Annotated in this window: 23 protein-coding genes and 1 riboswitch; of the genes, 8 read left to right on the forward strand and 15 right to left on the reverse strand. The window is 71.8% G+C overall.

What is annotated here, in order from left to right; genetic code table 11:
- The 4 genes from HCU62_RS12645 to HCU62_RS07820 form a co-directional block, all read right to left on the reverse strand.
- On the reverse strand, window positions 1-385 hold a 385-nt coding region (locus HCU62_RS12645), incomplete at its 3' end, for a putative metal-binding motif-containing protein (RefSeq protein ID WP_281382987.1).
- A 409-nt stretch (window positions 386-794) separates the two neighbouring features.
- On the reverse strand, window positions 795-2,000 hold the full coding sequence (locus tag HCU62_RS07810; protein ID WP_163297996.1) for a cation:proton antiporter: 1,206 nt from the start codon (window positions 1,998-2,000) through the stop codon (window positions 795-797).
- Between the two features lie 9 nt (window positions 2,001-2,009).
- Complete coding sequence (locus HCU62_RS07815; protein ID WP_163297995.1) at window positions 2,010-3,116, reverse strand: haloacid dehalogenase-like hydrolase; 1,107 nt, start codon at window positions 3,114-3,116, stop codon at window positions 2,010-2,012.
- A 20-nt stretch (window positions 3,117-3,136) separates the two neighbouring features.
- On the reverse strand, window positions 3,137-3,904 hold the full coding sequence (locus HCU62_RS07820; RefSeq protein WP_163297994.1) for an NYN domain-containing protein: 768 nt from the start codon (window positions 3,902-3,904) through the stop codon (window positions 3,137-3,139).
- A 198-nt stretch (window positions 3,905-4,102) separates the two neighbouring features.
- Between HCU62_RS07820 and HCU62_RS07825 the strand changes: the two genes are divergently transcribed.
- The 5 genes from HCU62_RS07825 (at window position 4,103) to HCU62_RS07845 (ending at window position 14,863) form a co-directional block, all read left to right on the forward strand.
- Window positions 4,103-7,057, forward strand: a complete 2,955-nt coding sequence (locus tag HCU62_RS07825) for a response regulator (RefSeq protein ID WP_163297993.1) — start codon at window positions 4,103-4,105, stop codon at window positions 7,055-7,057.
- Window positions 7,054-9,156 (forward strand): TOL_0244 family TonB-dependent receptor, encoded by a 2,103-nt coding sequence (locus HCU62_RS07830; protein WP_169755547.1) that lies wholly within the window; start codon window positions 7,054-7,056, stop codon window positions 9,154-9,156. Before HCU62_RS07825 ends, HCU62_RS07830 begins: the two co-directional genes overlap by 4 nt.
- 13 nt (window positions 9,157-9,169) lie before the next feature.
- A complete protein-coding gene (locus HCU62_RS07835) occupies window positions 9,170-9,751 on the forward strand; it encodes a TOL_0243 family YfiR-like periplasmic protein (protein WP_163298595.1) in 582 nt (193 codons plus the stop codon).
- A 175-nt stretch (window positions 9,752-9,926) separates the two neighbouring features.
- Window positions 9,927-12,398: a sensor histidine kinase, YfiR-like protein-associated gene (locus tag HCU62_RS07840; RefSeq protein WP_163298596.1), complete on the forward strand. Its 2,472-nt coding sequence runs from the start codon at window positions 9,927-9,929 to the stop codon at window positions 12,396-12,398.
- Window positions 12,395-14,863 (forward strand): putative bifunctional diguanylate cyclase/phosphodiesterase, encoded by a 2,469-nt coding sequence (locus tag HCU62_RS07845; RefSeq protein ID WP_163298597.1) that lies wholly within the window; start codon window positions 12,395-12,397, stop codon window positions 14,861-14,863. The genes HCU62_RS07840 and HCU62_RS07845 overlap by 4 nt, the downstream gene beginning before the upstream one ends.
- 21 nt (window positions 14,864-14,884) lie before the next feature.
- Here the strand turns inward: HCU62_RS07845 and HCU62_RS07850 are convergent, their stop codons facing one another.
- The 5 genes from HCU62_RS07850 to HCU62_RS11630 all read right to left on the reverse strand — a co-directional run bounded on the left by HCU62_RS07850 (window position 14,885) and on the right by HCU62_RS11630 (window position 20,156).
- On the reverse strand, window positions 14,885-15,988 hold the full coding sequence (locus tag HCU62_RS07850; RefSeq protein WP_163298598.1) for an inositol-3-phosphate synthase: 1,104 nt from the start codon (window positions 15,986-15,988) through the stop codon (window positions 14,885-14,887).
- A 285-nt stretch (window positions 15,989-16,273) separates the two neighbouring features.
- Window positions 16,274-16,474: a hypothetical protein gene (locus HCU62_RS07855; RefSeq protein ID WP_163298599.1), complete on the reverse strand. Its 201-nt coding sequence runs from the start codon at window positions 16,472-16,474 to the stop codon at window positions 16,274-16,276.
- A 111-nt stretch (window positions 16,475-16,585) separates the two neighbouring features.
- On the reverse strand, window positions 16,586-17,932 hold the full coding sequence (locus HCU62_RS07860; RefSeq protein ID WP_163298600.1) for a carbohydrate porin: 1,347 nt from the start codon (window positions 17,930-17,932) through the stop codon (window positions 16,586-16,588).
- 105 nt (window positions 17,933-18,037) lie between these two features.
- Window positions 18,038-18,991, reverse strand: coding sequence for a sirohydrochlorin cobaltochelatase (locus tag HCU62_RS07865; RefSeq protein ID WP_163298601.1), 954 nt, complete (start codon window positions 18,989-18,991; stop codon window positions 18,038-18,040).
- A gap of 169 nt (window positions 18,992-19,160) precedes the next feature.
- Window positions 19,161-19,287, reverse strand: a riboswitch (cobalamin riboswitch).
- A 68-nt stretch (window positions 19,288-19,355) separates the two neighbouring features.
- Entirely contained in the window at window positions 19,356-20,156 is an 801-nt protein-coding gene (locus HCU62_RS11630) for a transcriptional repressor (RefSeq protein WP_163298602.1), read from the reverse strand.
- Between the two features lie 186 nt (window positions 20,157-20,342).
- Between HCU62_RS11630 and HCU62_RS07875 the strand changes: the two genes are divergently transcribed.
- Both HCU62_RS07875 and HCU62_RS07880 read left to right on the forward strand, forming a co-directional pair.
- On the forward strand, window positions 20,343-20,807 hold the full coding sequence (locus tag HCU62_RS07875) for a Fur family transcriptional regulator (RefSeq protein WP_163298603.1): 465 nt from the start codon (window positions 20,343-20,345) through the stop codon (window positions 20,805-20,807).
- A complete protein-coding gene (locus HCU62_RS07880; RefSeq protein WP_309474794.1) occupies window positions 20,804-21,283 on the forward strand; it encodes a tRNA (cytidine(34)-2'-O)-methyltransferase in 480 nt (159 codons plus the stop codon). Before HCU62_RS07875 ends, HCU62_RS07880 begins: the two co-directional genes overlap by 4 nt.
- 1 nt (window position 21,284) lies before the next feature.
- Here the strand turns inward: HCU62_RS07880 and HCU62_RS07885 are convergent, their stop codons facing one another.
- Window positions 21,285-21,680 (reverse strand): GatB/YqeY domain-containing protein, encoded by a 396-nt coding sequence (locus HCU62_RS07885; protein WP_163298604.1) that lies wholly within the window; start codon window positions 21,678-21,680, stop codon window positions 21,285-21,287.
- A 31-nt stretch (window positions 21,681-21,711) separates the two neighbouring features.
- Window positions 21,712-22,161 (reverse strand): D-aminoacyl-tRNA deacylase, encoded by a 450-nt coding sequence (dtd, locus tag HCU62_RS07890; RefSeq protein ID WP_163298605.1) that lies wholly within the window; start codon window positions 22,159-22,161, stop codon window positions 21,712-21,714.
- Between the two features lie 125 nt (window positions 22,162-22,286).
- Between dtd and HCU62_RS07895 the strand changes: the two genes are divergently transcribed.
- Entirely contained in the window at window positions 22,287-22,988 is a 702-nt protein-coding gene (locus HCU62_RS07895) for a tRNA1(Val) (adenine(37)-N6)-methyltransferase (RefSeq protein ID WP_163298606.1), read from the forward strand.
- 5 nt (window positions 22,989-22,993) lie between these two features.
- Here HCU62_RS07895 and HCU62_RS07900 read toward each other — a convergent pair whose 3' ends face one another.
- Genes HCU62_RS07900 through hemE form a run of 4 tightly spaced genes read right to left on the reverse strand, consistent with a single transcriptional unit; the run spans window position 22,994 to window position 26,887 of the window.
- Window positions 22,994-23,518 carry a DciA family protein gene (locus HCU62_RS07900; RefSeq protein WP_169755548.1) on the reverse strand — a complete coding sequence of 175 codons (525 nt, stop codon included), beginning with the start codon at window positions 23,516-23,518 and terminating at the stop codon, window positions 22,994-22,996.
- Entirely contained in the window at window positions 23,515-24,900 is a 1,386-nt protein-coding gene (hemG, locus tag HCU62_RS07905) for a protoporphyrinogen oxidase (RefSeq protein ID WP_169755549.1), read from the reverse strand. Before hemG ends, HCU62_RS07900 begins: the two co-directional genes overlap by 4 nt.
- A complete protein-coding gene (gene hemH, locus HCU62_RS07910; protein WP_163298929.1) occupies window positions 24,882-25,865 on the reverse strand; it encodes a ferrochelatase in 984 nt (327 codons plus the stop codon). Before hemH ends, hemG begins: the two co-directional genes overlap by 19 nt.
- Window positions 25,862-26,887: a uroporphyrinogen decarboxylase gene (gene hemE / locus HCU62_RS07915; protein ID WP_163298928.1), complete on the reverse strand. Its 1,026-nt coding sequence runs from the start codon at window positions 26,885-26,887 to the stop codon at window positions 25,862-25,864. Before hemE ends, hemH begins: the two co-directional genes overlap by 4 nt.
- Window positions 26,888-26,910: the final 23 nt, after the last annotated feature.

Below are 26,910 nucleotides of genomic sequence, written 5' to 3' on the forward strand. Positions count from 1 at the left end.
TGTCCGCCGGGTCGGCGAGGACCACGGGATCCCGGTCGCCCCGCTCGAAGACCTGGGCCCTCAGGGTGTTGAAGGGCGGCAGCAGCAGGAAGGTCTCGGCCCCGGGGCAGGCACAGTGCATGCCGAGGTCGTTGGTGGCGATCACGATGACGTCGCGGCCGGAGGTCGGGCTGCAGCCCTCGTCGATCACGCCGTCGCAGTTGTTGTCCACCCCGTCGCAGACCTCCGTGGCGCCGGGGTTGATGAGGGGATCGTTGTCGTTGCAGTCATCCTTGGTGGTGTAGCCGTCCTTGTCGTTGTCCACGGGCTTTCCGGCGTGGACGGGGACGGCCGCGAAACAGGCCGCGAGGCTCAAAACTCCCAGTAGTGAAAGAAATCTTCGCATCACTCTCTCTCCTTCTTGGCAAGTGTTCTCACGGAAAGACCAACCTGGATGTCAGCCGCGGGGGCCTTCCTTCCATCACCTCCTTTCTCCAAGGGCGCACCACCGCGGGATGCCGTCCACCCGGACGGCCCCGTCATCCTCGGCGGCCGGGGCCGCCGTGCTGCCTGCCCGGACCCCGGCGGGCCCGGTATGCCTCATGCCGGACAAGGTCAAGACTTCGTGCCGCCGGCCGGCGGCCATGGTGGAAGGGTCTCGGTCACGGCCCCAATTAGTTTGGAATTGCTCTAATAAAAATCGATTATGGTCAAACTAATTAATATATTAAAATTTGTCAAATTAAAATTCCAGCATCCCAAGAACAGGGAAATGCTTTTTTCCCCGAGGCGGGCCCGGGCGGACCCGATCGGGGTCAGGCCCCGGTACGCCCCCGGCGGGCGGCCCACTTCAAGGTGAGCGGGGCAAGGAAGGTGGTGACGAAGGCCATGAGGACCAGACCGGAGAACTGGGGCGCGGTGAGGAGCGGCTCGGCGATCCGGCCCTCGGCGAGGAGCCGCCGGCTCACCTCCAGCACCACCGAGGCCACCACCAGCTCCACGGCGCCCCGGCCGTTCATCCCGAAGCCCACCACGGCGGCCTGGTGCCGGTCGAGGCCGGCGGCGAGGGCGCCGGCCCCGCTGCCGAGGAACTTGCCCGCCACGGCGGCGATGAGGATGGCGCCGGTGAAGAGGGCGAAGGACCAGGAGGCCTCGAAATGGAGGTGAAAGGCCAGCGAGGCGAAGAAGACCGGGGTGAGGAAGCCGTAGCTGATGGCGAAGAAGCGGTCGCCGATGAGAGCCACGATCCCCTCGTCCATGATCTCCTTCCGGACGAACTGCCCGGCGAGAAAGGCCCCGATGACGAGGTGGAGGCCCGCCAGCTCCGCCAGCTCCGCCATGACCAGGGCGGAGACGATGGCGAAGGTGAAGGCCTTGCCGCCCTGGTCCGTGAGCCGCCGGGCGACCCGCGGGACGAGGAGCTCCCCCGCCAGGGCGGTGAACCCGAAGAAGGCCGCCACCTTGAGGAGCACGAGGCCCAGGGCCTGCCACTGGAAGGTCCCCGCCTCGGCGAGGCCGATAAGGATCGACAGGGTCACCAGGGAGAAGACGTCGTCGGCGATGGCGGCCCCGATGATGACGTGGCCCACCCGCGTCCGGTGGATCCCGAGGTCCTGGAGGATGACGGCCTGGACGGCGATGGCCGTCACCGACAGCCCCATCCCCACGAAGAGCGACTGGAACACGGTGCCCCCGAACCACCGGGAGACGAGGTAGCCCAGGCCGAAGGGGAGGAGGAAACCGCCCGCCGCCACCAGGAGCGAGGGCCAGAAGTGCCGGAGGAGCAGCTTGGGGTCCATCTCCATGCCCGCGTGGAACATGGCGAAGAAGATGCCCAGCTCCGCCAGGAATTCGAGGGGCTCCGAGGCGGAGACGGCCCCGAGGAGCGCCGGGCCGAGCACCACCCCGGCCAGCAGCTCCCCGAGCATCACCGGGAGCCCGAAGCGCTGGAAGATCGCCCCCAGGAGCCAGGCCGCGGCCAGGATCTCGAGGAGGCTCAGGATGAGGTGCTGCGAGAGCACGGCCCGCCCCTAGCCCAGGGCGCCCACGGCGAGTCCCCGGACCGCCCGGCGGACCCGCTCGCTCTCGGGGATGACCCGTGGCCGGATCCCGTCGTCGAGGCGCCAGAGCCGGGGGGGCAGACCGCCCGGGGGATCCCGGAGCGGCGCGAGAAGATCCGCCGGGACCCCGGCCGCCTCCAGGGCCCCCAGCAAGGCGGCCCCCTCCAGGGGCGCCCCTCCCTCGGGCCAGGGAAGGGCCTCGAGGGCCTCCCGGCCGGCGGCGGCCGAAAGGCGCACCAGGGCCGCCACGATCCCGGCATGCCCGGAGGTGCAGGCCCAACCCGCGGCCCGCACGGCGTAGGCGTTCCCGTTGAAGGAGATCCCCGCGCCGCCGCCCTCCTCCACCAGGCGCAGGGCCTCGACGTCGGTGATGCTGTCGCCCACGTAGGTCACGCCGGAGACCGGGTTCCCGGTCCGCCGGAGGCTGTCCGCCACGGCCCGGGCCTTCTCGGGCCCGCCCACCGGGTTCACTCCCTCGAGGATCCGGCCCGCCGCCATGGCCGGGATCTCCTCCCAGAAGATCTCGTCGAGCCGCCGGACGACGGCCCCCATCCCCGGCGGGAGATCCTCCGGCCGGGCGGCGCCGTCGGGCCAGGAAAGGAGCGGCATGGCGGCGATCTCGGCGGCCAGGGCCGAAAGGCGCCCCTTCTCCGCCGGCGGGACCGGGCACGCGTCCGGGTCCACCTCGGTGCAGTAGACGTTCTCCGGCGGAAAGCCCGTGGCGGCGCACAGGGCGTCGAGGTAGGGCCGGTAGCTCGTGCTGACGATGAAGGTGGGCAGCTCCGCCGCCAGGCGGGCGAGCATCTCCCGCGCCCCGGGAAGGAGCGCCAGCGTCCGGCGCGAGAAGTCCTCCATGGCGGCCCGGGTGGCGCCGAAGGCGGCGAGGAAGGGAAGGACCAGCTTCAGGGTGTCGCCGGCCTTGTACCCCGGCCGCCGTTCCACGTCGGCCAGGTAGTCGTCGTAGCGGCTGACCCGGGCGAAAAAGTCACCGCCCCCGGGGATCAGCGCCTCGCACAGCTCGAAGGCGTTGTCGTTCTGGGTGATGGGACCCTCGCAGTCGATGTTGAGCTGGGACATGGCCGGACCACCCCCCGCCCTCAGATGAGGACCCGCTCCTGGAAGACGCTGATGTTCACCGCCTGTACCTCGCCCGGCCGGGAGGCGCTGGGGGCGAGCTCGAACTCGAAGACGTTGTCCCCCCGGCCGAGAACGGCCTCGTCCACCGGCTCCCGGAACTGGGAGACGTGGAAGAAGACGTCCTTCTCCACCAGCCCGGGCTCCGCCGGGTCGTAGTAGTGGAAGAAGCCGTAGCCCTTGTCACCGTCGTACCAGGCGCTCCAACCCCGGATCCGCTCGCCGTCCTCCACGGGCAAAAGCCCCGGCACCAGGAAGCCGTTGACGAAGCGGTCCGCCGTCTCCTTGAGTTCCCGGCTGACGTTGCGGAAACCGAGCACCTCCACGCGGATCCCCTTGTTCTGGAGGGCCGTCACCAGGCGGACGAAGTCGCCGTCGCCGGAGCAGAGCACCACCCAGTCGAGGTTCTCCGACTGGACCAAGGCGTCCACGGCGAGGTCGAGATCGGCGTTGGCCTTGCGGCAGTCCAGCCCTTCCTCGTCTCGGAAGTGCCGGATCTGCTTCTTGATCACCTTGAACCCGGCGCGGCGGAGGCTCTCGAAATAGGAGTAGAGCTTGGAACGGTACTCGGACTCGGCGTCGAGGCGCTGGGGATCCTCCACCACGTAGGAGTTGGCGCGGAGGATGTGGGCCCCGCCGCCCAGGCGGCGCCGGAGGACATCGTAGCGCATGCCGTACCCGCCGGAAAGCCGGATGTTTTCGGCGTCCACGTAGATGCCGAGCTTGAGCATGATCTGACTCCTTGGACCGATGTGCCGGCGGGGAGGAGACCCCCGCACGAGAGGGCCACCTTACCGGATTTTCGGCTCCAGGCAAGCCCCGGGGCCGCGGCCCCGGGCTAAATCTTCCGGCCGCCTGGACCGATAAGGAAGAGAAGCCGCCCCGGGGCCGAACCGCCCGGGCGAGACCTCCAGGTCGCCGACGCCGCCATGGACAGAAAGCCCCCCGAGCACCGCCCCCCCACCGGTACCGGGTCCGGCCGGAAAGGCCGGCGCATCGGCCTCGTCACCAAGTTCAACGTCCTGAGCATCGGCCTGGTGCTCCTCGCCTCCGTGGGCATCACCTCCTTCCTCATCCGCCAGGAGGCCGCCCGGAGTTACGAAGAGCTCATGAACCACGGGCGCATCATCGCCCAGCGGGTGGCGGAGACCAGCGAGTACGCCCTCTACAGCGCCAACCACGACGCCCTCCTGAACATCGCCGACAGCCTCACCGCGGACCCCAGCGTGGCCTACGTGGCCCTCATCAACGACCGGCACGAGATCCTCATCAGCCGTTCGAAGCGTCCCGGGATTCGGTTCCCCAGCTCACGCCGCTACGAGGCGAAGCCGGGCCGCAAGGGCCTCCTGGTGACCAACTACGTGAGCCAGGCCGACGGGTCACGGTACCTCGACATCCTGGCCCCGGTCATCGACGACCCGGCCAACAACCCCCTCCAGCTCTTCATCGACCTCGGCGACGAGCTGGGACCGCCGAAGACCGTCGGCTACCTCCAGATCGGTCTCTCGCTGGATCGCGTGACCGAGAAGATCCGCAGCTTCCTGGTCTCGGCCCTCTGGGTGACCGTCCCCCTGGTGCTCCTCGCCGTCGCGCTCACCGTGATCATGACCCGGCGCATCGCCAGGCCCGTCCAGGAACTGGCCCGGGCCGCCCGGGACGTGGCCGAGGGGAACCTGGAGTCCGAGATCCGGGTGGAGAGCGGCGACGAGATCGGCGAGCTGGCCGCGGACTTCCAGGTCATGCTTCGGCGGCTCCGGGAGTACCGGGCGGAGGTCCAGCGCTACCAGCAGGGCCTCGAGGAAGAGGTGCGGCTTAGGACCCTCGAGCTGGAGGAGGCCACGCAGAAGGCCGTGGAGGCGGCGCGCCAGGCCGAGGAGGCCAACCGGACCAAGTCCCAGTTCCTGGCCCGAATGAGCCACGAGATCCGCACCCCCATGAACGGGGTCCTCGGCATGACCGAGCTCCTCCTGGACACGGAGCTCTCCCCGAAACAGCGGAAGTTCGCGGAGGCGGTCCAACGCTCCGGCGAGACGCTTCTCAACATCATCAACGACATCCTCGACTTCTCCAAGATCGAGGCGGGGCGCCTGGAACTGGAGGTGGTGGACTTCGACCTCGCCGCGGTGGTGGAGGACATCGTGGAACTCTTCGGGGAGCGGGCCTACCGTAACGGCCTGGAACTCGCCTACGTCATCGACGCCGGCGTCCCCACCCGGCTCCGCGGCGACCCCGTCCGCCTCCGCCAGATCCTCATGAACCTGGTGGGCAACGCCCTCAAGTTCACCCACGAGGGCGGTGTCTCCATCCACGTGAAGACGTTGGGCGAACGGCCGGAGGGGCGCCGGGCCGGATGTCTCCTCCGCTTCGAGGTGAAGGACACCGGGATCGGCATCCCGCCGGACATCCGCCGCCACCTCTTCGAGCCCTTCGTCCAGGCCGACGGCTCCACCACGCGAAAGTACGGAGGCACCGGCCTCGGCCTGACCATCTCCAAGCAGCTCGCCGAGCTCATGGGCGGCGAGATCGGGGTGGAGAGCGAGCCGGGACGGGGCTCCACCTTCTGGTTCACCATCCAGGCCGGCCTCCAGCCCGCCGCGGACCGGCCGGCCGTGGAAAACCACGCCCGGCGGCTGCGATCCCTGCGCATCCTGGTGGTGGACGACAACCACACGAATCGCAGCATCGTCCACCACCAGGTGACCTCGTGGGGCCTGGGAAACGGCACCGCCGAGAACGGCCCGGAGGCCCTGGAAAGACTCAGGGCCGAGGCGGCCGCCGGGCGCCCCTACGACGTGGTGCTCCTCGACATGATGATGCCCGGGATGGACGGGATCGAGGTGGCCGGGCACATCCGGGAGGACCCCGCCATCCGCGACGTCGCCATCCTCATGATGACCTCCATCGACATGTCCGAGTACGCCGACCGCATGGCCGAGCTCGGCATCACCACGTGCCTCGAAAAGCCCGTCCGCCAGTCCCGGCTCTTCGACCGCCTCGCCGAGATCGCCGGCCTGCCGGAGGAGGCCGAGGCCGGGGACCACCGGAGCAACGACAGGCCGGAGACGGCCGGACCGGCGCCCGAAGAGCCCCGGTTCCGCGCCACGGTGCTCGTCGCCGAGGACAACCCCGTCAACCAGGCGGTGGCCGTGGGCATGCTGGAAGCCCTGGGCTGCCGCGTGGAGGTGGCCGGCGACGGCCGAGAGGCCGTGGCCGCCTGGGAACGCGGCGAATTCGACCTGGTCTTCATGGACTGCCAGATGCCGGAGCTCGACGGCTACGAGGCCACCCGGCGCATACGCGAGAAGGAGCAGGCGCGTGACGGCGACCGCTCCCCGACGCCGGTGGTCGCCCTCACGGCCCACGCCATGCAAGGCGACCGGGAACGCTGCCTCGAGGCGGGGATGAACGACTACCTCAGCAAGCCCTTCAACCGGCAGGACCTCGCCAAGGTCCTCTCCCGGTGGCTCAAGCCCTCGGAGCCGGAGGCGGACCGGGCTCGGGCTCCGGAAGACGCGCCGCCCCCGCCGGGAGACGAGATCGACCCCGAGGCCATCGCCAATCTCCGCGCGCTCCAGCGGGCGGGGGAACCGGACATCCTGGCGCGGATGGTGGCCATCTACCGGGAAAGCTCCGAGGAACTCCTCGCCCAGTTGCGCGGCGCCCTGGAGGCCGGGGACCCGAAGGCCCTCTTCCGGGCCGCCCACAGCCTCAAGTCCAGCAGCCTCAACCTCGGCGCCCGCCGCTTCTCCGAGCTGTGCCGGGAGGCGGAGATGCTGGGCCGCAAGGGCGAGGTCGAACCGGTGGCCGCCATGTGGCCCGACATAGAGGCCGCCTACGAAGCCTCGCTGGCGGCCCTGGAGGCCCTCTGCCGGAGCGGGGCTTGAGGCCCGGCCCCGGCCACCGCCCGAACCTGGAAGAAAGCGACACCGCCATGCACCACACCGGCACCCGCCACGAGCGCGCCGCCCGCCCCCTGCTCGGGGTGGTCGCCGCCGCGTGCCTCGCGCTCTGCGCGTGGCCCTCCGCGGGCCGGGGAACGGCCCCGGCCGGGGATCTCACGGCCATCAGCCTGGAAGATCTCTTGCACGCCGAGGTGATCTCGGCGGCCCGGTCCCCCCGGCCGCTCCCGGACACCCCCGCCGCCGTCTTCGTCCTCACCCGGGACGACATCCTTCGTTCCGGCGCCGAGACCCTGCCCGAGGCCCTCCGGGCGGTCCCCGGCCTCCAGGTGGCCCGCATCGACGCCAACAAGTGGGCCGTCTCGGCCAGGGGCTTCAACGGGCGATTCGCCAACAAGCTCCTCGTCCTCGTGGACGGCCGCACCGTCTATACCCCCCTCTTCTCCGGGGTCTACTGGGAGGTCCAGGACATCCCCCTGGACGACATCGACCGGGTGGAGGTCGTCCGGGGCCCGGGCGCCGCCCTCTGGGGGGGCAACGCCGTCAACGGCGTCATCAACATCATCACCCGGCGGGCCTCGGAGACCCCCGGCACCCGCATCGCCCTGCGATCCGGAACGGAGACCTCCGGGCTGGACATGCGGCAGGGAGGCGCCCTCGGCCCGACCGCCGAATGGCGCCTGTCGGCCCGCTACTCGGACACCGGAGAGGGGGTGAACCGCCAAGGAGACCCGGCCTTCGACGGATGGACGATCCTCCAGCTGGGCGGCCGCCTGGACTGGCACCCCGCCCGGGCGGGAGAGGTCACCCTCCAGGGGGACGTCTACGGCGGGGAAGCCGGGCAGACGTACCGGGTGGCCGTACCGCCCCCGGCCTTCATCCGGCTCCAGGACGACCAGGTAAGCCTGAGCGGCGGGAACATCCTCTGCCGCTGGCGGACGGGCCGCGAGGACGGCCCCGGGACCGTCCTCCAGGCCTACTTCGACCGCATCGAGCGCCACGACCTCCTCACCGGGGAACGCCGCCACACCCTGGACATCGACTTCCAGCACCGCTCCTTCGCGGGCGCCCGCCACGACGTGGTCTGGGGCCTGGGCTACCGCTACACCCGGGACCGCCTGGACGATTCCGCCGTGGTGTCTTTCGACCCCGACGCCGAGGACGACAACCTCCTGAGCGGCTTCATCCAGGACCGGATCACCCTCCTGCCGGATCGGCTCTTCCTGGTCCTCGGCGCCAAGGTGGAACGCAACGACGTGACCGACTTCGAGTTCCAACCCAACGCGCGGATCCTCTGGCGCCCGGAGCCCCGGGCCGCCCTCTGGGCCGCGGTCTCCCGGGCCGCCCGGACCCCGAGCCGGGCCGAGCGGACGGTCCGCTACGACAGCGCCTGGCTCCCGGCCGGCGCCCTCGGCCCCGGCACCCCGCCCGCCCTGGTGGCCCTGGTGGGAAACCCGGACTACGACTCGGAAAGGCTCACCGCCTGGGAGGCCGGCGCCCGGTACGCCCCCGCGCCGATGCTGGCCCTCGACGCCGCCGTCTTCCTGAACCGGTACCACAATCTCCGGAGCTTCGAGCCCCTCCCCGCCCGCGCCGAGGCCACCCCCCTCCCCGCCCACCTCCTGGCGCCCATCACGGCCGAGAACCGTTTCAAGGGCCGGGCCTGGGGCGCGGAAATCTCGGCCACGTGGGAGGCCGCCCCGTGGTGGCGTCTCACCGGCACCTACACCTACCTCGAACTGGACCTCGAACCCCGGCACGGCAGCCTGGACACGGTCACGGAGACCGCCGAGGGCGACTCCCCCCGGCACCAGGCCTCGCTCCGCTCCTCCATGGACCTGCCCGGGAGGGTCTCACTGGATACCTGGCTTCGCTACGTGGACGAACTCCCCTCGCAGGGAATCGCCGCCTACCTCGAGCTGGACCTCAGGCTGGCCTGGCGGCCGCGGCAGGGTCTGGAGGTCTCCGTCACCGGGCGGAACCTCCTGGATCCGCACCACCCCGAGTTCGCCCCGGACATCCTGGACACGGTCCCCACCGAGGTGGAAAGATCCGTCTACGGCCGGGTCGAGTGGCACTTCTAGAGAGGACGGCGCCATGAACGCACCGCCACCGATGCCCCCGGACCGGACCCGGACGTGCCTCGCCCTGGCACTGCTCCTGGCGCTCGGGTGCACGGTGGCGACCGCCGCGCCCCCGGTCCTGGAGGAGCCCCGGGCGAAGGCCGCCTTCCTCTACAACTTCGCCCGGTTCGTCCGGTGGCCGGAAACGCACCGGCCGGAGGCCGGCGGGACCATCCGCCTGTGCGTCGTGGGGGCCGACCCGGTGGGCGAGGCCCTCGGGGAACTCGACGGGAAGCCCATCGGGGACCGCCGGATCACCGTCCGGACGGGGTTGACGCCCGCCGAGGCCGCCGCGTGCCACGTGGTCTTCGTCCCCCGCTCCCAGGAGGACCGCCTGGATGCGGTACTCGCGGCCCTCGAGGGCCGGGGGGTCCTTACGGTGAGCGACATTCCCGGCTTCGCCCGCCGGGGCGGCGTCATCGGCCTCCGAAAGGTGAACCGGCATCTCCGGTTCGAGATCGACGCGGCGGCGGCCCGCCGCCAGGGTCTCGCCGTGAGCGCCAGATTGCTGGAGATCGCCCGTCGTTATGCCGAAGAATCTGAGAAGGAAGAGTGATGACGTCGCACGCATGCGCCGACCGCCACGGTGCATCGGATGCCCGCGTCACCGAGGCGCATCCCATGCCGCCCCGGGCCGCGGCGGCCTTGCGCCTTGCATCCGGTGATCTTGGCCGGGCCCTCCTTTCCGATGGCCGCCGGCGACGTCGTCAAGGACAAAGGAGCATCACCCCATGGTCGCCTTCCGGGACCTGTCCCTGAAAAAAAAGCTCACCCTCCTCATGGTGGGCACGAGCTGCCTCGTCCTCCTGGTGGCCGCCGCGGCCTTCACCGCCACCCGGTGGTTCACCTTCGAGCGGGAGCTGGCCGAGAACCTGTCGGGCCTGGCCCGGTTGACCGCCCTGAACAGCGCCCCCGCCCTGGTCTTCGACGACCCCAAGACCGCCCGCGAAAACCTGGCCGCCTTCTCCGCCGATCCCCACGTCACCGCGGCCGCCCTCTACGACGCCGACGGTGCCCCGTTCGCCACCTACCTCCGCTCCGGGGAGACACCGGACATCCTGCCCCGGCGCATGACGCCGTCCAACGCGGAGGGCGACCTGCGCCCCTACCTGGTGCGGGAGGGCCGGATGGAACTCGCGCTCCCCGTGACCCTCGACGGGGAACGGGTGGGAACCGTCTGGATCCAGTCGGACCTCGGCCGGCTCACCTCGGGTCTCTGGTGGTTCGGCGGCGTGGCCCTCGCCATCCTCCTCGCCTCCGCCTTCCTGGCCTATCTCCTCTCGGCCCGGCTCCAGGAGGTGATCTCCCGCCCCATTCTCGGGCTCCTGCACACCATGAAGGCGGTCCAGGAAAGCGGCGACTTCTCCATCCGAATGGAAAAGGCCGGCGGCGACGAGCTGGGCACCCTGGTGGAGGGCTTCAACGACATGCTCATGGAACTCGAGCGCAGGGACCGGGAACTCCAGCGCCACCGGGAAGAGCTGGAGAAGCAGGTGGCCGTCCGCACCGCCGAGCTCACCATGGCCAACCAGGAGCTGGAGCAGGTGATCATGGAGCTGCGGGAGGCCAAGGAGGCCGCCGAGGAGGCGAGCCGGGCCAAGTCGCGGTTCCTCGCCAACATGAGCCACGAGATCCGGACCCCCATGAACGGGGTGCTCGGCATGACGGAACTCCTCCTGGACACCCGCCTGACACCGGAACAGGCGGACTTCGCCCGAACCGTCAAGGAATCCGCGGAGAGCCTCCTCCGGGTCATCAACGACATCCTCGACTTCTCCAAGATCGAGGCGGGGCGGCTGGAACTGGAGCACCGCCCCTTCGAGCTCCGCGCCCACCTGGACCGGGTGGTCCGCCTCTTCTCCGAGCGGGCCAAGGAGAAGGGACTGGTCCTCAGGGCCTCCGTGGCCCCCGACGTCCCCGACCGCCTCGTGGGCGACGCGGGCCGGCTCCGCCAGGTCCTGGTCAACCTCGTGGGCAACGCCGTGAAGTTCACCGACCGCGGCGCCGTGGACATCGAGGTCAAGACCATCCAGTCGCCAGGCGGCGGGGCGAACACCGTGCACCTGTACGTCGCCGTCACCGACACGGGGATCGGCATCCCGCCCCACGCGCGCAAGAACCTCTTCCACCCCTTCACCCAGGCGGACGATTCCGCCACCCGAGAGCACGGGGGCACGGGCCTCGGCCTCGCCATCGCCAAGCAACTGGTGGAGATGATGGGCGGAGAGATCGGGGTGGAAAGCCAGTACGGCAAGGGGTCCACCTTCTGGTTCACGCTCCGGCTCCAGGAGCCGGCCCAGGCCGGACAGGAGCCGGCGCCCGACGAGCCGGACCGGGAACCGCCCCCGGCGGCGGGCCCCCGCACCCAGTTCCAGGCCCGGGTGCTCCTGGCGGAGGACAACCCCATAAACCAGGAGGTGGCCCGCCTGATCCTGGAGAAGCTGGGCTGCACGGTGGACGTGGCCACCAACGGGCTCGAGGCCCTGAAGGCGGTCCGGGAACGGCGCTACGACCTCATCTTCATGGACTGCCAGATGCCGGAGCTCGACGGCTACGAGGCCGCCCGGGTCCTCCGGGAGAGGGAACGGGTCGAGGCCGCCCGGGCGGGCGGGCCGGACCGACCGCCCCGCATCCCGGTGATCGCCCTCACGGCCCACGCCCTGGACGGCGACCGGGAGCGGTGCCTGGCCGCCGGCATGGACGACTACCTGAGCAAGCCCTTCGGCATGGACCAGCTCCGCGAGATCCTGGAACGCTGGCTCGCCCCGGGGACGGCGGCCGACGCCGGGCCCCGCCCCGCCCCCGCCGAGCAGGAAGAGACGAGGGAGGAAGAAGACGTGGTACTCGACCAAACGGCCCTGGAGAACATCCGTTCCCTCCAGCGCGAGGGGGAGCCGGACGTGCTCACCAAGGTCATCGACATCTACCTGGACAACACCCCCAAGCTCCTCGAGGACCTCCGGGCGGCCGTGGAGGCCGGAGACCCCCCGGCCATGACCCGGGCCGCCCACACCTTGAAGTCGAGCAGCGCGAACCTGGGGGCCACCCGCCTGGCCGCGCTGTGCAAGGAGCTGGAAGAAACCGGCCGGCAAGGTTCCCTGGGGGACGCCCGCCGGCGGCTGGGCGAGATCGAGGCGGAGGCCGGCCGGGTGGCCGAGGCCCTCGCCCGCCTCCGGCGGCCCGGAGAGGAGGCGGCTGGATGAACCGCCGGCGCCGGCGTTTGGGTCTGGCGGCCCGGATGACCCTCCCGGCCCTCGTCCTGGTCATCGCCAACACCCTTGCCGTGGGCACCTACGTGGTCCACGAGGTGAAACGGACGGGCGGCCAGCGGCTGCTGGCCATGGGCCTTGAGACCGCCCGGGCGGCGGCCCGCGAGGCCGCCGGTCTCCGGGAGACTCCCCCGGACGCCGTGGTGGCGCGCATCGCCGCGCGGCTGGCCGTGAACGACGACCTCCTCTACGTGGCGCTCCTCGACGCGAGGGGAAAGACCCTGGGCCGTGCCTCCCGGTCGGGGGCGCCGCTGCCGCCCCCGCTGCCCGGGGAGATTTCCCGTTCGGGGCCTGGGGGCCCGGTCCACCGGCAACTGGCCGCGCCCGGGACCGGGACCCGCTACCTCGACATCGCGGCCCCGGTCCAAGGCCCCGGAGAGACCCGCCTGGGCTTCGTCCAGGTGGGAGTGAGCCGGGAAGGCCTCCACCGCCAGGTCCGGAACATCCTCCTGTCCACGGCCGGGGTCACCCTGGCGCTCCTGGTGCTCGGGGGCCTCGTGCTGCTGCACCTCGGCCGGCGCCTCGCCGCCCCCCTCCAGGCCCTCATGGACGCCACCCGGGAGGCCGCCGAGGGGCGGTTCGACCGGTCGGTGGCCGTCACGGGCGACGACGAGGTGGGGGAACTCGCCAAGGCCTTCACGTCCATGCAGGCCCGCCTCCGGAAGACCTTCTCCGAGCTCACCGCCAGCCAGCGCCGCCTGCGCAAGGCCCAGCGCATGGCCCGGATGGGAGACTGGACATGGATCCCCGAAAACGGCGTTGTCACCTGCTCCGAGAACCTGGCCCGGATGCTGGGACTGCCCCCGGGCGACGCCGTCCTCCCCTACGCCGCCTTCCTGGAGGCCGTGGCCCCGGAAGACCGGGAGCGGGTGGCGGGCATCCTGGCCGCGGTGGCGCGGGACGGAACCCCCCAGGCCGTCGAGCACCGGCTGAAGGGCCCGGACGGCCGCTCCTTCCACGTCTTGAACACCGTGGAACCCACGGGCGGCGGCGACGGCCTTCCGCCCGGGGTCATGGGGACCGTCCAGGACATCTCGGACCGGAAGGCGGCCGAGCGAAAGATACGCCACCTCGCCTACCACGACAACCTCACGGGGCTCGCCAACCGCGCCCTCTTCATGGAGATCCTCGAGACCTCCGTGGCCCAGGCGAAGCGGAAGGAAGCCCTCTTGGCCGTCCTCTTCGTGGACATCGACAACTTCAAGCGGATCAACGACTCCCTGGGGCCCGAAATCGGCGACCGCCTGCTGGCCGAGGCGGGCCGCCGCCTGAACGCCTGCGTCCGCACCACCGACCGGATCGCCCGGCCCGAAGCCGAGGAAGACCCGGAACCCTCGGCGGCCCGCCTCGCCGGGGACGAGTTCACCATCCTCCTGGTGGACCTCGCCTCACCCCAGTCGGCGGCCATCGTGGCCCGGCGGATCCAGGAGGCCCTGGCGCCCCCCTTCCAGGTGGAGGGACACGAGGTCTACCTCACCGCCAGCATCGGGATCTCGGTCTTCCCCTTCGACGGCCAGGACGCCGCCACGCTCCTCAAGAACGCCGACACGGCCATGTACGCCGCCAAGGACCAGGGCAAGAACACCTACCAGTACTACACCACGTCCATGACCGCCGACGCCTTCCGGCGGCTCTCCCTGGAAAACAGCCTTCGCCGGGCCCTGGAACGGGGGGAATTCCTGCTCTACTACCAGCCTCAGGTGGAGCTGGAGACCGAGCGCATCGTGGGGGGCGAGGCCCTGGTCCGGTGGCGGCACCCGGACATGGGCCTGGTCTCGCCCGCGGAGTTCATCCCGCTGGCCGAGGAGACGGGCCTCATCGTCCCGCTGGGGGCGTGGGTGCTGGCGGAGGCGGCCCGGCAGGCCAAGGCCTGGATCGACGCGGGGCTCCCGCCGATCCGGGTGGCGGTGAACCTCTCGTCGCGCCAGTTCCGGGAACGGGACCTCCGAAAGACCGTCCTCGGGGCCCTGGAGGCGGCCGGCCTGGAGAGCCGCTGGCTGGAGATCGAGATCACCGAGTCCATCCTCATGGAGCGGGGTGAGGCCGCCGTGGCGCTCCTCCGGGAATTCCGGGAAGCCGGCATCGACGTGGCCATCGACGACTTCGGGACAGGATATTCCTCCCTGGGCTACCTCAAACACTTCCCGGTCACGTCCCTCAAGATCGACCGGTCCTTCGTGCAGGACATCCCGGCCGATGCCGACGACGCCGCCATCACGGCGGCCATCATCGCCATGGCCCACCAGCTGCACCTCAAGGTGGTGGCCGAGGGGGTGGAAGACGCGGCGCAACTCGACTTCCTGCGCCGCCAGGGATGCGACGCCGTCCAGGGCTACTACTTCAGCCCGCCGGTTCCCGCCGACGAATTCGCGGGGCTCCTGGCCCGGGAAGCGGCGTGAAGGGACGGGGCCGCGGGGGGATCAGTCCCGGCGCTCGCCCCGGATGAAGGCCTCCACCATGCGGTAGGCCTCGTCGTCGGGAAACTGCCGGGGCGGGTGCTTCATGAGGTAGGCCGAGGCGGAGACCAGGGGGCCGCCGATGCCGCGGTCGAGGGCGAGCCGGCAGCAGCGGACGGCGTCGATGGCCACCCCGGCGGAGTTGGGGGAATCCTCCACGGAGAGCCTGAGCTCGAGGTTCATGGGCACGTCCCCGAAGAGCCGGCCCTCCATCCGGATGAAGCAGACCTTGTTGTCGTTCTGCCAGGCCACGTAGTCACTGGGGCCCACGTGGATGTTCTCGTCGGCCAGCCGGTGGGCCGCCACGGCCTGGACCGCCTCCGTCTTGGACTCCTTCTTGGAGGCCAGGCGCGCCCGGTTGAGCATGTTGAGAAAATCCGTGTTGCCCCCGGTATTCAGCTGGTACGTCCGGTCCAGGCGGACGCCCCGCTTGCGGAAGAGGTCGGTGAGGGTCCGGTGGGTGATGGTGGCCCCGAGCTGCGCCTTGATGTCGTCGCCCACGATGGGGAGCCCTGCGGCCTCGAACCGCCGGGCCCACTCCGGGTCGCTGGCGATGAAGACGGGCATGTTGTTCACGAAGGCCACCCCCGCCTCGAGGGCGCACTCGGCATAGAACCGCACCGCCTGCTCGGAGCCCACCGGGAGGTAGTTCAAGAGGATCTCCGCCCCGGACTCCCGGAGGACCCGGACGACCTCGTCCCTGTCGGGCTCGGGCGCCTCGGCCAGGAGGAAGGTCCGCTCGGGGGGATAATCCTTCATGTGCTCGGAAAAGCCGTCGAGCACGCGGCCCATGCGGACGGTGACGCCGGTCTTGGGAAGGTCGGGGCAGAAGACGGCGGTGCAGTTCGGCGGCGCGAAGACGGCCTCGGCGACGTCGCGGCCCACCTTGCGGGCGTCGATGTCGAAGGCGGCCACCACCTCGATGTCGCCGGGGGCATAGCCCCCGATCTCCCAGTGCATGAGCCCGATGGCCCGGCCGGGATCGGCGTTCCGGTAGTAGTGGATGCCCTGGATCAAGGAGCTGGCGCAGTTACCCACGCCGGCCACGGCTATCCGGATCGGCTTCATTCGAGCGGTACCTCCGAAGCGGCTGGCGGCCCGAGACGACAGGGCGCCCTCCTCTGGGGCCCCGCCGGGCGGCCGGGGCCGCGGCGGCCTTCACCGGAGATGAAGGCCGCCACGAGACAAGCCTGGGTGGAAACTCGGCACAGACCGCCGGGGGCACGGCATCCGCATTCCACGGCGGCGCGACCGGCCGCCCCCGCACCGTCCCTCGACGATCGAGCTCAATAGATAGCACCTGGGGCGACGTCCGCCAAGGGGGCGGCCCGATTTTCCCGGCCCCGGCGCCCCTCAGGCATCCGGGGGAGACGGCCCGCCGCCCGGGCCGGGGCACTGGGGGGCGTCGTCTCCCTCGGGATGGCCGGCATAGGTGCAGCCCTGGCATGAGTCGGCGCACCCGCAGGCCCCGCCCCGGAGCGACCGGTAGATCCGCACGGCCAGCCAGGCCGCGCACAACCCGAAGAGGGTCCAGACCACCACTTCCTGCCACATGACTCGGGCCTCCCGGCGGGGCCGGGCCCGGACGGCGGGACCGGCCCCGTGTTCATACCAAGATTATGGGCCGCCCGGGGTCCCAAGGGAACCCCCGCCGCCGCATCCAGGTCAGAAATCGACCTGCCCGCGCAGCCCGAAGATCCAGACGTTGTCCGCCGCGAAGGACCCGCCGGGGTTCTCGATCCACTGGAGATCCGCCGTGGTGGCCAGGTGGGCGTTCCAGGCGTACCGGTAGTAGGCCTCCACGTACCGCTCGTCGGCCGGGTTGCGGGTGGATTGCGCGAAGTCCCGGGTGAGAAGCGCCTGGCCCCAGGCCACGCCGAGGGCGTCGCCGGGCCGGTTCCAGGGGGTGCCGGAGAGGCTCAGCCCCGCGGAATAGACCTCCTCCACGGGGATGGGCGCCCACATGGCGGCATCGGCGTCCCAGGCGGCGAGATCGTCCAGGGTCCGGCTGTAGCGGGCGAAGAGCACCAGGCCATCGGCCAGCTCCTGGTCGAGGCTCACCCCCCAGCCGTAGAGGGGCTCGTCCGCCCGCTGGTCCGCCCGGGTGGGGGCGGCGTTGACCAGCGGCAGGAGGCGGTTCTTGACGTGGCGGCGCTCGTCCCACCACCCGTAGAGGCGGTAGGTGCCCTTGCGACCGAAGGGGGCGGCGCTCACGGCGGCCTGGGCCGCCACGAACCCCTTGCTGAAGATGTCTTCCCAGAGGTGGCCGTGCTCGTTGTTGGCCGAGGCGCCGATGAGGCGGAACTCCAGAAAATCCGCCGGGGCCAGGGCCACCATGGCCGCCGGGGCGTAGAAGTCGTCGGGTTCCGGGACGGTGAGCCCCATGCTCTTCACGAAGATGTTGGAGAGGAACTGGGTGGTCTCGTCGCCGGCCGCCGCGTTCTGGTCGAAGAGGGTGCTCACGTCCATCTTGCCGACGTCGAAGGTGAGGCGGCCGCCGAGGAGCCGGGCCTCGTAGTAGGCCTCGGAGATGGTGAGGTCCGCCTGGTTGGCGTTGTTCAGGGTGGCGTAGGCGTCGTAGTTCGGGACGCTGAAGGAAGGGACGTTGTCGTTGACTCCCTCGCCGTCGCCCCCCTCGAGGTGCACCACGACGGTGCCGAGGCCGTCGAGGTCGGCCTCGAGCCCGAGGTCCAGGGTATAGGTCCCGTCGGCATGGTTGCCGCCGTCGGGGTTGTTGTCGGCGTTTCCGGCCGTCGCCTGCACCACCGTGGTGACGCCTCCGCTCAGGCGGATCCGGTCCGTCCAGGCGGGCCCCGCCTCCGCCGCGTCTCCGGCGGGCGCCTCCCGCCGCTCCAGCCTTTCCACCCGGTCGAGCAACTCACGGTTGCGCTCCTCGAGGCGCCGGACGTCCCGGGAAAGCTCGTCCACCGTGGCGGCCCGGACCACCGCCGGCCCGAGGGCGAGCAGCACCGCGGCCGCCGCCCAGAAGATTCCCCTCGTTGCACGTCTCATCGCTCCCTTTCCTCCCTGCATCCCGCGGGACGGGGTCCCGCGGGTCTTCCGGCGCGGGTGGCGCCGCCGTTTTCGCCGAATCCGGCCAAGCCCCGGGCCCGCCGCCTACCAGCGGGGGAAGTCCCGGAGCGCCTGCCGGATGTGTTCCACGAGGATCTCGGCGGTGACGTCGTAGAGCCCGAGGCCCTTGTAGAGGACCTTCCCGCCCAGCTTCACGGTGGGACAGTCGACGACCTTCCCGGCCCGGCGAAGTTCCTCGGCCCAGGAGGCTTCCTCTCCTTCCCCGGCGGCCTCTCCCATGATGTCGTTCATGACGTGGTCGCCGGCGACGAGCATGAAGGGGACGATCCGGACGCGCCGGCCGGGATGGGCCTTGGCGCGGTCCAGGGCGTCCTTCCGATCCGGAACGCCCTCCACGCTCCCGAGGTAGACGTTGGGGTAGCGGGCATGGATCCAGCGGTCCAGGGCCAGGTAGACCGCCGTGGACGGGGCGTAGTAGGTGTTCGGCGTCCCGTGGCCGGCCAGGACCACGCACCCCTCGTCGGGTGCCGGAAACTCCCGCTCCAGCACGGCGAACACCCGCGCCGCGTCCTCCCACGTGGCGAGCAGCGGCTCCCCGACGGCCACCTGGAGCCCCTCCATCCGGGCCTGGCGCTGCATGTGGACGTATTCACCCCCCGGAAAGACGTGCATGGACTGCACCACCACCTGGCGGACCCCCTCGGCCTGGAGGGCCGCGAGGACCTCGGGGAGGCTCCTGAGCCGATCGGCGTCCGCCCGCCGGCGGTTCACCTTCTCGCGGATGATCCGGGAGGTGAAGGCCCAGCGGACCTCGTGGCCCGGAAAGGCCGCCCGGATCCGGCGGTCCAGGACGTCGAAGGTGGCTCGGGCCGTGGTGCTGGTCCCGAAGGCGGCGAGCACGATGGCGGGCTTGACGGGCGCGTACCGGGGCTTGAGAAAACGCACCACCCCGCCGGTCTCCCCCCGGGCGGCCCCGCCCGCCGCGGCCAGGAGCAGCACCGCCGTCGCCATGGCCAAGATACCCTTTGCGGTCCTCATCTCGTGGACTCCTTTCTCCTCCGGCCCCGGGAGACCCCACCCGGCCGACCCGCTTGGCACGAAAAAACCCCGAGTCCCTCGTCAGGACCCGGGGCGTGCCCGCTCGCGCCGTCCAGGTGTCTCACCGCGGCGCCGGGGGCCTCGCCGGCGCCGCCGCGTGGCCGCTTCCGGGTATCCTGGCTCGTGGATCACCCGACCGGCCGCGCCTTCCCATCCCTTCACCCGGACAGTGGCATCCGCGGCCGTCGTCCCCACTCACAGTGGCGGGCCCGCTCCGGATTTGCACCGGATTCCCCGGCGGCCCCGAAGGGCCGAAGGCGGCATACGAATTTTCAAATGGTGTTACCATGGCCGGGCCGGTGGGTCAACCCCCCTGCCCGGTCCCGGCACCGGAACCCCTGGGGACCTCGGGCCGGGCCGGGGCGACGTGGACCTTCTCGGCGAGACCGAGCCCCACGGCCAGCCGCACGCCACCGCGGCTCACGATGACCGGGCCGGCGTTGTTGACCACCTCCACCTCGTCGCCGACGGACAGCCCCATGGCCGCGAGCCGCCCCTGGACGTTGGCGCCCCCGGCGAAGCCCACCACCCGGACCTTCTCGCCGCAGGCGGCCTCGTGGAGGGGAAGCGTACCCGCCGCCAGGCCGGCGGCGCACCGGCGGCAGAGGCCGTAGATCACCAGGCGGTGCCGGAAGGGCAGGAAGGCGTAGCGGCGGGTCACGTCCTCCTGGCAGGCCTCGAGCCGGGGCTCGAAGAACTCCTCCACGGCCCCGCACCGGGTGCACATGAGGTGGTCGTGGTGGCTGCCCACGTGGAGGTGCTCGTAGTAGACCTTCTTGCCGTTGAGCTTGATCTTCTGGGCGATGCCGAACCGGCAGAAGCGCTCCAGGGCGCAGGTCACCGTGGCCAGATCGATCCGGACGCCCCGCTCGGCCAGCCTGGCCTGCACCTCCTCGGCCGCGAGATGCCCCTCGGTGTCGAGAAAGAGGTCCAGCACGAGGCGCCCCTCCCGGGAGAGGTCCTCGCCCATCTCGCCGAGCAGGCGGAGGAATTCCTCCCGCTCGTTCTCGTGGAGGCTGCCGTCCCGCCGGCCGGGGCCGCCGCCGGAACGACACGCCCTCCCCCCGCCGCCGCGGAACATGTGTCGAAGCCAGCCTGGCACCATGGCCGCATCCTCCCGTGACTATCGCTATTGAGTTTCAGGAATATTTCGAACCATTCCCACTTTAAGGAGATTCACCGCCCCGCGCAAGGGCGAGGGGAGCCTTCAAACCGGTATTGACCGCACCGGAGCCCACCTGCTAAAAAGCAATCGAGATCCTTTTTCAACAAACACCGCGCCCGCACCCCCATGGACGAACTCGAGATCTTCCGGGACTTCATCCGCCGAAAGGGCCTCCGCTACACCCCGGAGCGGGAGCGGATCATCCGGGAGATCTTCGCCACCCACGACCACTTCGATGTCGAGACCCTCTACCTCGGCATGCGGCGCAAGGGCCACCGGGTCTCCAAGGCCTCCATCTACCGCCTGCTCCCCTTGCTCATCGAGGCCGGGCTCGTCCAGGAGGTCTTCTTCGAAGACGGCCACATGCACTACGAGCACATCTACGGGCACGACCACCACTGCCACCTCCGGTGCACGCAGTGCCGGCGCATCGAGGAATTCACCGATCCGGCCCTCGAGGATGTGGAGCGGCGGCTCGCGGAGCGTTTCGGCTACCGGGTCCAGGGACACAAGCTGGAGGTGCTGGGGCTCTGCCCGGCCTGCCGCGAGCGCCAAAGACGCCGGAGCGGCACCGGAACGCCGGCGCCGTGAACCCCGCCGCCCCCCGCCTGAACGTCGTCCTGGTCGAACCGGAGATCCCGCCCAACACCGGAAACGTCGCCCGGCTGTGCGCCGCCACGGGGTCGGTCCTCCACCTGGTCCACCCCCTCGGCTTCCGGATCGACGACCGCCACCTCCGGCGGGCGGGCCTCGACTACTGGCCCCACGTGGCGGTCCGGGAACACGAGAGCCTGGCGGCCTTTTTCCGCGTGACCGCCCCGGGCCCCCACCTCTTCTTCTCCGCCAGGGGCGGGCGGCCCTACACCGAGGCCCCGGTGGCGGACGGTGCCTTCCTGGTCTTCGGGAAGGAGGCCACGGGTCTTCCGGCCGACCTGCTCTCGGCCCACCGGGAGCGGACCTTCCGCGTTCCCATCTGGGGCCGGGTCCGGAGCCTCAACCTGGCCACCGCGGTGGGCATCGTGGTCTACGACGCCTACCGGCGCCTGGGCTTCCCCGCCGGGGCCTGAGTCACATCCCGGACAGGACCCGCTTCACCAGGGCGCCGTCGGCCTGGCCCGAGAGGGCCTCCATGATGGGCCGCATGGCCTGGAGGCGGTTGGGGTAGGCCGAAAGGTCGACGTTGGCCTCGATCCAGGCCCGGATCTCGGCCTCGTCCATCATCCGGGGCAGAAACTCCTCCACGAAGTCGAGGAAACCGGAGCGCTCCTCGCCCCGGGCCTTGAGCATCTCCCGCTCGGAGGCCGCCAGGGCCCGGAGGATCTTCACCGCCCGGGCGTCGTCCACCTCCTTGGTGGGCAGTCGCTGGAACTCGGCCAGCACCACGCGGGCGTGGTCCCGCCGTTCCGTCTCCCCCGCCTTCATGGCCGCCTTCATGGCGGCCCGGATGTCGTCCACGATGGCCATCTCGTGCCTCCTTCTTCGGTCGCGCGGCCGGCTAGAACCGCCTCCGGCTGTCGAGGAGCAGCGTCACCGGCCCGTCGTTGACGAGGCGGACGGCCATCCGGGCCCGGAACCGCCCCGTGGCCACGGGGACCCCGAACCCGCGGGCCAGCTCCGCCACCCGGAGGTAGAGCCGCTCCGCCTCCTCCGGCGGGGCCGCCCCGGCAAACGACGGCCGGCGCCCCTTCCGGCAGTCGCCGGCCAGGGTGAACTGGGAGACCAGGAGGAGGCCGCCGCCGATGTCCGCCACGGAGCGGTTCATCCGCCCCTCCGCGTCCTCGAAGGCCCGGAGGGAGACGATCTTCTCCGCCAGGTACCGGGCGTCCGCCTCCCCGTCGCCCCGTTCCACCCCGAGGAGCACCAGGGCCCCCCGGCCGATCCGGGCGACCTCCTCGCCGTCGACCTTCACCCCGGCCTCGCTGACCCGCTGCCAGACCGCCCGCATCGTGACCTCCCCGCGCCCTCGCCCGGGCGCCGCAGCGAATATAGCCCGGGGGGGCCGCGGGATCAAACCGCCCGCCCCCTCCCCCGGAAGGCCGCCCGCGGGGTATGATGGCGGCGGAAGAGACGATGGACGCGCGGGAGCTCACCGAAGACCACCTGGCCGCCGACGGCCTCCGGCTCCTCCAGCCGAGGCGGGGCTACCGGTTCTCCCTGGACGCCCTGCTGCTCGCGGACTTCGCCCGGCTCCGGCCCGGCGACCGCGTGGCCGACCTCGGCACCGGCTGCGGCGTGGTGGCCCTGGTCCTGGCCCGGCGGCACCCGCGGATCACCGTCACCGCTGTGGAGATCCAGCCCCGGCTGGCCGCCCTGGCCCGGGAGAACGCCCGGAGAAACGGCCTCGACCGGCGCGTCTCGGTCGTCGAGGCCGACATGGCCGGCCTGCCCGCCGAGGTCCCGGCCGGGACCTTCGACCACGTGGTGGCCAACCCCCCCTTCCGGCCGCCGGGGGCCGGGCGGCTGTGTCCCGACCCCGAGGAGGCCCAGGCCCGCCACGAGATACGGGTGGATCTCGGGGGCCTGGTGGCCGCGGCCCGGCGCCTGCTCCGGCCCGGCGGGCGCCTCACCCTGGTCTACGCGGCGGAGCGGGCGGTGGACCTCCTGACCGCCCTGCGGGGGGCCCGCATCGAGCCCAAGCGCCTCCGGTGGGTCCATCCCGGGCCCGGGGCCCCGGCCCGGCTGCTCCTGGTGGAAGCCTGCCGGGACGCCGGCGTGGAACTGGCGGTGCTGCCGCCGCTCGTCCTCTCCCCCCCGGAGAACGACCCCGGCTGAGCCCTTCAGGCCCCGCCCTCCTCGCCCTCCCGGCCGGCCCGGTGCGCCCGCCGGTCCAGAAGGAAGAGCTCCCGGAAGGCCCGGCGCAGGTCCCCGTCGGGGAGCTCCGCCACCAGCCGCTCCGCCGCCTCGAGATCCTCGCGCGAAGGCGGCGGCAACGCCGCCGGCCGACGGGCGGCCGTGCCGGCCCGGCGCGTCCACTTGCGCCGTTCCCCCTCCACGTCCCCGAGCCGGAACCGGATCTCCCGGATGGGGGCCTCCTCGAGGTGCGCGTTGAGCCGCTGGAGGACGAGGAGGCGCTGGAGGTGGAGCTGCTGCATCCAGACCGAGTCCGAGACCACCACCACGAGGACATCCCGCTCCCGGAACCCCTCGGGCCAGGCGTGGGCCGCGACCCCGGGGCCCACGGCCGCCTCCCAGACCTCCCACACGCGCCCCCGCTGGAGCCGCTCCCGCCACGCCCGCTCGGCGCCGAGCGAGTGCCGGAGCACCTCGGACAGCGCCGACATGGACCGGTACCGGCCCCTCACGCCCCCTCCCCCCGCCCGGGAGCCCCGGCGATCCGGTCCGCCAGGACTTCGGCGTTGGCCACGCAGTCGTTCAGGCTGACGCCGCCGACCCAGTTGCACCGGACGTAGAGCCCGGGGTGGCGGGCGAGGATCTCCTCCAGCCGGCGCACCAGGGCCAGGTGTCCCACCTCGTACTGCGGGATGGCCCGGCGCCAGCGGATCACCTTCTCGAAGACGGGAAGCGCCGTGATCCCCATGAGCTCGCGGAGTTCCGCCCGGACCACGTCCACCAGGGGGCCATCGGGGAGGAGGGCCCGCTCCGGGTCCCGGGCGCCGCCCACCAGGACCCGCAGGAGCGCGTGCCCCTCCGGGGCCCGGCCGGGGAATATGGCGGAATCCCAGAGGCTGCCCAGGATGCGCCGCCCCTCCGGGCCCGGGGCGAGGAACCCGAAGCCGTCCAGGGGCCGCGGCAACTCCGCGGCCCGGTAGCCGAGGCAGACCACCGAGACCGGGGGATAGGGGACCTGGTCGGCCAGCGCGGCCAGCTCCGGCACCGACCGGCGCACCACACGGGCCGCCGCTTCGGCCGGGCAGGCGAGCACCACGTGGTCCGCCGGGATGACCTCCTCGCCGGCCGCCACCTCCCAGCCCGCCGCGGAGGGCGACACCGCCGCCACCGGCCGGCCGGTGCGGACGACCTCCGGCCCGAGGGCCTCGGCCACCCGGGCGGCCAACTCCCCCATGCCACCGGCGAAGGAGGTGAGGGTCCCGCCCGGCCCGGCGCCGGGGCCGGCCCGGCCGGCCCGCCGGGCCTCGCGCTTGAGGCGGATCATGGCCCGGATGAGGCTGCCGTGGTCGCGCTCGAGCTCGTGGATGCGGGGAAAGCAGGCCTTGAGCGAGAGCCGCTCCGGGTCCCCGGCGTAGATCCCGGTGGCCATGGGATCGATGAGCCGCTCGAAGGCCTCGCGCCCGAGCCGGCGGCGGGCGAAGTCGGCCAGGGACTCGTCGGCGGCCATGTCGCCCCGGGGCACGAAGGGTTCGAGCAGCACCCGGAGGCGGCCGGCCGGGGACAGGAGCGGCGAGGTCAGGAAGGCACCCGGCGACTCGGGGAGCGGGACGAGCCGCCCCCGCCGCACCACGAAGCGCCGCTTGGCCGCCGCGTCGGCGGGCAGCGGCGCCAGCCCCAGCCGGCGGGCAAGCCCCAGGGTGGAGGGCTTGTTGTCCAGGACCCCGTTCACCCCGGCCTCGCAGAGGAAGCCGTCCTCGCGGAGGGTCCAGGCCTTGCCCCCGGGCCGATCCGCCGCCTCCAGGACCTGGACCTCCCACCCGGGCCGCCGCTCCCGCAGGAACCACGCCAGGGAAAGCCCGCTCATCCCCCCGCCGACTACGACGACCCTCGCCATCCCTCCGCCTCCAGGCGCCGCCCGGCGATCCCCGCCAGGGCCTCGATGAACCGCAGCCGGTCGTTGAGGGACGGGGTCCGGAAGAGCCGCCCCCCGGCCTCGGTCACCATGTCCGCGTAGAGCATGTCGATCTCGTACAGGGTCTCGATGTGGTCCGAGACGAAGCTGATGGGCAGCACCAGAACGCGGCGGGCACCCTCCCGCACCAGCTCCAGGAGGCGCACGTCCGTGGCGGGCTCCAACCACCGGACGGGCCCGCTCCGGCTCTGGTAGGCCAAGTGTCCCCGGATGCCGGAGCGGGCCTCGAGGGCCCGGATGGTCCGCTCGAGGTGCGCCACGTAGGGGTCGCCCCGCTCCACCATGCGCCGGGGCAGGCTGTGGGCGCTGTAGAGGAGGGCCGCATCGCCCGGGAGCCGCCCCTCCGCCCCGCCCAGGAGCGACAGGCCCTCCCGGAGGACCTCCAGGAGCGCCTCGATGTAGCCGGGATCGTCCGGCCAGGCCTCCACCGCCGCGGCCTCGAGGCCGAGGCGCCGCGCCTCCCGGAAGAACTCGTCCAGGGAGGTCCCGGAAGTGGCCCCGCTGAAGTGGGGATAGAGCGACAGGCCCAGCACCCGCCGCACGCCGGCGGCCGCGAGCTCGCGGAGGACGTCCGGCGTCCTCGGGTGCCAGTACCGCATCCCCGCGCGGCAGGTCACGGGCGCCCCGCCGCCGGCGTTCAAGGCCCTTTCCAGGGCCGCCGCCTGGGCGGCGGTGATGCGGGCGAGGGGGCTCGCCCCGCCGATGCGCAGATAGGCGGCCCGGCTCTTCGGGGCCCGGCGGCGGGAGATCCACCACGCCAGGGGCCGCTGGAGGAACGGTGGACCGAGGCGGATGATGCGCCGGTCGGAGAACAGGTTGAAGAGAAAGGGCCGGACCGCCTCCGGCCCGTCCGGCCCGCCCATGTTGAGGAGGACCACCCCGGTCATGCGGAGAGCTCGTGGACCAGGTCCACCACCAGCTTCGCCTTCTCGGGCGGGATCTCCGGGAGCACCCCGTGCCCCAGGTTGAAGACGTGGCCCCGGGCCCGGCGGCCCTCTTCCAGGATGCCCCGGACCCGCTCCCTGAGCCGGTCCTCCGGAAGGAACAGGGCGCAGGGGTCGAGGTTGCCCTGGACCACCGCGTCGGCGCCCAGCCTCTGCAGCGCCGCGGAGATGTCGGTGCGCCAGTCGAGCCCCACCACGTCGGCGCCGGCCGTCCGGATGTCCTCGAGGAGATGGCCGCCGTCGTGGACGAAGTAGATGCGCGGGACCCCGGTATCGGCCAGGGCCTCCATGACCCGGCGGGCGTGGGGCAGGGCGTGGGCGCGGTAGTCCCCGGGGGAGAGGATCCCCGCCCAGGTGTCGAAGACCTGGATGGCCTGCGCCCCCGCCGCCGCCTGGGCCCGGAGGTAGGCCACGGTGACGTCGGTGATGCGGCGCATGAGCTCCTCGAAGACCTCCGGTGCCTCGAACATCATCCGCTTGGTGTGGAGAAAGCCCCGGGAGGTGCCCCCCTCCACCAGGTAGGTGGCCAGGGTGAAGGGCGCCCCGGAGAAACCGATGAGGGGCACCCGGCCGGCCAGCTCCCGCCGCAGCCGCCGGATGGTCTCCAGCACGAAGGGCACGTCCCGTTCCGGGTCGATGCCCCGGAGGGAGCGGACCTGATCCTCGGTCCGGACGGGGGGATCGAGCACCGGCCCCCGCCCCTCGTGAAAGGCGAGCCCGACCCCCATGGGCTCGAGGGGGATCAGGATGTCCGAGAACAGGATGGCCGCGTCCACCCCGAGGATGTCCACCGGCTGGAGGGTGACCTCCACGGCCAGCTCGGGGGTCTTGCACAGGGTGAGAAAATCGGTGGTCCCCCGGACGGCCTGGTAGGCGGGGAGATACCGCCCCGCCTGGCGCATGAGCCAGACCGGGGTGAAGGGCGTCGGCTCCCCCCGGCAGGCCCGAAGGAAGGTGTCGTTCATCGGGCTGCGCTCCTCTCGTCCAG

It is taken from the genome of Dissulfurirhabdus thermomarina (assembly GCF_012979235.1).
GTDB classification, from domain to species: Bacteria; Desulfobacterota; Dissulfuribacteria; order Dissulfuribacterales; family Dissulfurirhabdaceae; genus Dissulfurirhabdus; species Dissulfurirhabdus thermomarina.

What these genes read in the sequence shown, in the direction of transcription:
- HCU62_RS07815 (WP_163297995.1), bottom strand. Translation starts at nt 3,116, where the DNA reads ATGTCCCAGCTCAACATCGACTGCGAGGGTCCCATCACCCAGAACGAC.
- HCU62_RS07820 (WP_163297994.1), bottom strand. Translation starts at nt 3,904, where the DNA reads ATGCTCAAGCTCGGCATCTACGTGGACGCCGAAAACATCCGGCTTTCC.
- HCU62_RS07825 (WP_163297993.1), top strand. Translation starts at nt 4,103, where the DNA reads ATGGACAGAAAGCCCCCCGAGCACCGCCCCCCCACCGGTACCGGGTCC.
- HCU62_RS07835 (WP_163298595.1), top strand. Translation starts at nt 9,170, where the DNA reads ATGAACGCACCGCCACCGATGCCCCCGGACCGGACCCGGACGTGCCTC.
- HCU62_RS07840 (WP_163298596.1), top strand. Translation starts at nt 9,927, where the DNA reads ATGGTCGCCTTCCGGGACCTGTCCCTGAAAAAAAAGCTCACCCTCCTC.
- HCU62_RS07845 (WP_163298597.1), top strand. Translation starts at nt 12,395, where the DNA reads ATGAACCGCCGGCGCCGGCGTTTGGGTCTGGCGGCCCGGATGACCCTC.
- HCU62_RS07850 (WP_163298598.1), bottom strand. Translation starts at nt 15,988, where the DNA reads ATGAAGCCGATCCGGATAGCCGTGGCCGGCGTGGGTAACTGCGCCAGC.
- HCU62_RS07855 (WP_163298599.1), bottom strand. Translation starts at nt 16,474, where the DNA reads ATGTGGCAGGAAGTGGTGGTCTGGACCCTCTTCGGGTTGTGCGCGGCC.
- HCU62_RS07860 (WP_163298600.1), bottom strand. Translation starts at nt 17,932, where the DNA reads ATGAGACGTGCAACGAGGGGAATCTTCTGGGCGGCGGCCGCGGTGCTG.
- HCU62_RS07865 (WP_163298601.1), bottom strand. Translation starts at nt 18,991, where the DNA reads ATGAGGACCGCAAAGGGTATCTTGGCCATGGCGACGGCGGTGCTGCTC.
- HCU62_RS11630 (WP_163298602.1), bottom strand. Translation starts at nt 20,156, where the DNA reads ATGGTGCCAGGCTGGCTTCGACACATGTTCCGCGGCGGCGGGGGGAGG.
- HCU62_RS07875 (WP_163298603.1), top strand. Translation starts at nt 20,343, where the DNA reads ATGGACGAACTCGAGATCTTCCGGGACTTCATCCGCCGAAAGGGCCTC.
- HCU62_RS07885 (WP_163298604.1), bottom strand. Translation starts at nt 21,680, where the DNA reads ATGGCCATCGTGGACGACATCCGGGCCGCCATGAAGGCGGCCATGAAG.
- dtd (WP_163298605.1), bottom strand. Translation starts at nt 22,161, where the DNA reads ATGCGGGCGGTCTGGCAGCGGGTCAGCGAGGCCGGGGTGAAGGTCGAC.
- HCU62_RS07895 (WP_163298606.1), top strand. Translation starts at nt 22,287, where the DNA reads ATGGACGCGCGGGAGCTCACCGAAGACCACCTGGCCGCCGACGGCCTC.
- hemG (WP_169755549.1), bottom strand. Translation starts at nt 24,900, where the DNA reads ATGGCGAGGGTCGTCGTAGTCGGCGGGGGGATGAGCGGGCTTTCCCTG.
- hemH (WP_163298929.1), bottom strand. Translation starts at nt 25,865, where the DNA reads ATGACCGGGGTGGTCCTCCTCAACATGGGCGGGCCGGACGGGCCGGAG.
- hemE (WP_163298928.1), bottom strand. Translation starts at nt 26,887, where the DNA reads ATGAACGACACCTTCCTTCGGGCCTGCCGGGGGGAGCCGACGCCCTTC.